Consider the following 3,470-nt stretch of genomic DNA (forward strand, 5'->3'; position numbering starts at 1 on the left):
GAATTAGATTGCAAACTACTGATTATTTATAAAATGATAAACTTTTTATTAAATCTAAACAAATAGATTGCTTGATTATATTTAACTCTATATAATACAGCTTAATGCAATTGAAACATTGTAGACATTTGATTATAAGGGAGAAAAAATTAGTGAAAAAAACTCAAAAATTCGGTATTAGAAAGCATAAATTTGGTGCTGCCTCGGTTTTATTAGGGATTATGGTATTTATAGGAATCGGTCATCATCATGAAGCTGAAGCCGCAGAAGATGTTAGAAAGCAAAATACAATAGGGAATAGAAATGAAGATAATAGTGAAATAGATGAAAATACTGCAGAACAAGTAAATATAGAGCAAGAGCAAAACCAAGATTTAAAACTACAAGCAGAAAATCAACAAAGCCAAAGTGAAAATCAATCAGAAGTGAATGCTGTTTCAGTACAACCTGTTAAAGTAGAAGCACAAGAGCAAGTGCCTTCGAATAAAACAGTTGAAGCATCTGAGACAAAATCTGAAGAAACAGGTGAGGGGAAACCTGCAAATCAGAATCAAACTGCACCTCAATCATTAACAGCACCCACTACACCAAAGAGCGCAGAAACACAAAAATCCACATCAACGCAAATAAGGGCTACAACTTATAACAATACCCAACAAGGTCAAGACGTTACGAATAAAGTAGAAGTAGTAAACAGTTCTATTACGGGGAAAGATCAAAATAAAACTGTAAATCCACATAATGCTGAAAGACTTACTTTAAATTATGAATTGAAATTTAAAGAAGGCATTAAAGTAGGAGACTATTTTGATTTTAAATTAAGTGATAATGTTGATACACATGGAGTATCTATTGTACGAAAAGTTCCTGTTATAAAAGATGCTAATGAACAAACAATTGCGATTGGACAAATTATAGGTGAAGGACATGTAAGATACCACTTCAGCGATTATGTTATAAATAAGAGTGATTTAAATGCGAATTTATCTATAAACTTATTCATTAATCCACAAAAAGTAAAGTATTCAGGTGTGCAAAAAGTTTCTTCAACATTAGGAGATAAAGAGACTAGTGATTCATTCAATATTTTATATCTAGAGGGCGTTAAGGATAGTAAAAATGTTAATGTTAATGGAAGAATATATGAAATAGATAAAGATAAAACAACTTTTAAACATTTAGCATATATAAATCAATATAAAAAGAATATTCAAGCTGGAACAATTTACGGGAAAATTACTGTTGGTTCTCCTGAACTAAATAAACAACCAATTATAAAAGTTTATAAGTATAAGGGAACAGAAAAAATAGCAGAAAGTGTTTATGCAGATTTCAGTGACCAATCTAATTTTGAAGATGTTACATCAAAAGTTTCTTTAAATATCTACAATAATGGTGATTACACACTCCAAATTCCTAATATTGGTAACGATACTTACTTAATAGATTATGAATCGCATTTTAAATCTATGAATAGTGATTTAAACTTTAGAACTGTCTTGAGTGGTTACAATAATTATAATTACTATTACTATACAAATAAAAGTTTAACATGGGATAACGGAGTAGCTTTTTATTCAAATAATGCAAAAGGCTCAGGTAAAGACAAACCTGTCGAACCATTAATTGAGCAAAGCTTACCAATAATAATTGATATGAATACATCACCTGAACCCGAAAGATATGAAGCAAAGGGTGTTTTAGAAGAAAGTGAAGACAGTAAACCAATTGTTTTTGAAAGTCAATCTGGTCAAGATTTCGGAGATGGTGGCTATGACTATACTGAAACTGTAGAAGACTCTAATCCAATCGAAATTTCAGAATCAACACATGAGAATTCAGAACATCATTCAGATGTTGTAGAGTTTGAAGAAGAAACAAATCCAGGTGGCAGTGAAAGTCAACATATATCAAATGTCGTTGAATATGATGAAGATACAGCTAAAGGTATTGTGACAGGTGCTGTGACTGACCATACTACAGTTGAAGATACAAAAGAATACACAACTGAAAATAATCTAGTTGAATTAGAAGATACGTTGAATCCTAATGTGAGTGGTCAAGCTAAAGGACCTATTGAAGAAATTACTGAAAATGGCGAGTACAATGAAATAAGTGGTTTAGGCTTAGAAAGCGGAGATAGTGGTTACACAGAAACTGAAGAAATTGACGAAAATCATTTTATTGATACAAATAGTCAATTAGGAACTGAAAATGGAACAAATTCAGATAATCAAACATTTGAAGAGGATACAGAAGATGATAAACCTGTATACCAAATTGGCTCAAGTCAAGAAATAGTCGAAGATACAACGTTGCCAAATGAAGGTGGAATGAATTCAGACAATCAAACATTTGAAGAAGATACAGATGAGGACAAACCTGTATACCAAATTGGCTCAAGTCAAGAAATAGTCGAAGATACAACGTTGCCAAATGAAGGTGGAATGAATCCAGGCAATCAAACATTTGAAGAAGACACAGAAGAAGATAAAGATGTTATCCAACAAGGTGGTCACAGTCCGGTAGATATTACTGAAGACACACAACCACAAATCAGTGGTCAGCATCAAGGTGAACAAACGTTTGAAGAGGATACTGTAACACCAGATCAACCGCAACCACCTGTTGATCGTGAGTTCACGCCTCAAGATAACGTACCGCCTATGCCACCTACAGATGAGGAAATAACACCGATGGATCCAGAAATGCCAACACCACCAGTGAATGAAGAAACTCAGCCAAATCAACCAGAATCACCGACACCACAAGAGGATAAAGAAATAAATCCAAATCAACCGCATCCTTCTTCACCACCAATGGAAAACATAACAGCTAATGATCCAAAAACACCAGTGGCGCCTAAAGATTTAGAGACAGTGTCATCTGTTTCAAAACAGACTACAATGACTAGTGGCCAGGCGAAGAAAACTAATCAATCTGAAGCCATGGTTCAAACAGAAAATCAAAAATCACAGATTAATCAAGCAGAAGATGCAAAAGAAAATCAAAATAGTACTACTGATGAAAAAGCATTACCAATTACTGGACAAGGAAAAGCAAATCAAACTCCTGTTGTTTTAGGTACTATGATTGGCGTATTTGGACTGTTACTTCTACGTCGCAGAAAAAATAATCATCATACAAAATAGTATTGTATTTGTATGAAATAAATCTTTTGAATAAGGTTTTAAGCAAAAAGAGTTCGCTTTAAACGGGCTCTTTTTTGTTGTTTAATTTATGGAAAGTGATATGAATATAGAATTCTTAATTCGAAATTAATGTGTAGGAAGTAAAGAGAGTTCATTATTATTTTATTGTTGCTACTGATAAAGCGAATTCATAAGCTAAAAGAAATGATGAATATTTCTCAAAATCATTAAATTCAATTAATAATGATGATAAATATTTATGAATAGTTAATTAATAGTTAATTACTAAATGGTAGAAAACCATGTATTGTATATATC

Annotated in this window: 1 protein-coding gene; it reads left to right on the forward strand. The window is 32.3% G+C overall.

Going from position 1 to position 3,470, the window contains the following annotated elements; genetic code table 11:
- Positions 1 to 152: 152 nt before the first annotated feature.
- Positions 153 to 3,152, forward strand: a complete 3,000-nt coding sequence (locus tag CD118_RS10005) for a fibrinogen-binding adhesin SdrG C-terminal domain-containing protein (RefSeq protein ID WP_060830068.1) — start codon at positions 153 to 155, stop codon at positions 3,150 to 3,152.
- Positions 3,153 to 3,470 lie beyond the last annotated feature (318 nt).

The organism is Staphylococcus coagulans (assembly GCF_002901995.1).
GTDB classification, from domain to species: Bacteria; Bacillota; Bacilli; order Staphylococcales; family Staphylococcaceae; genus Staphylococcus; species Staphylococcus coagulans.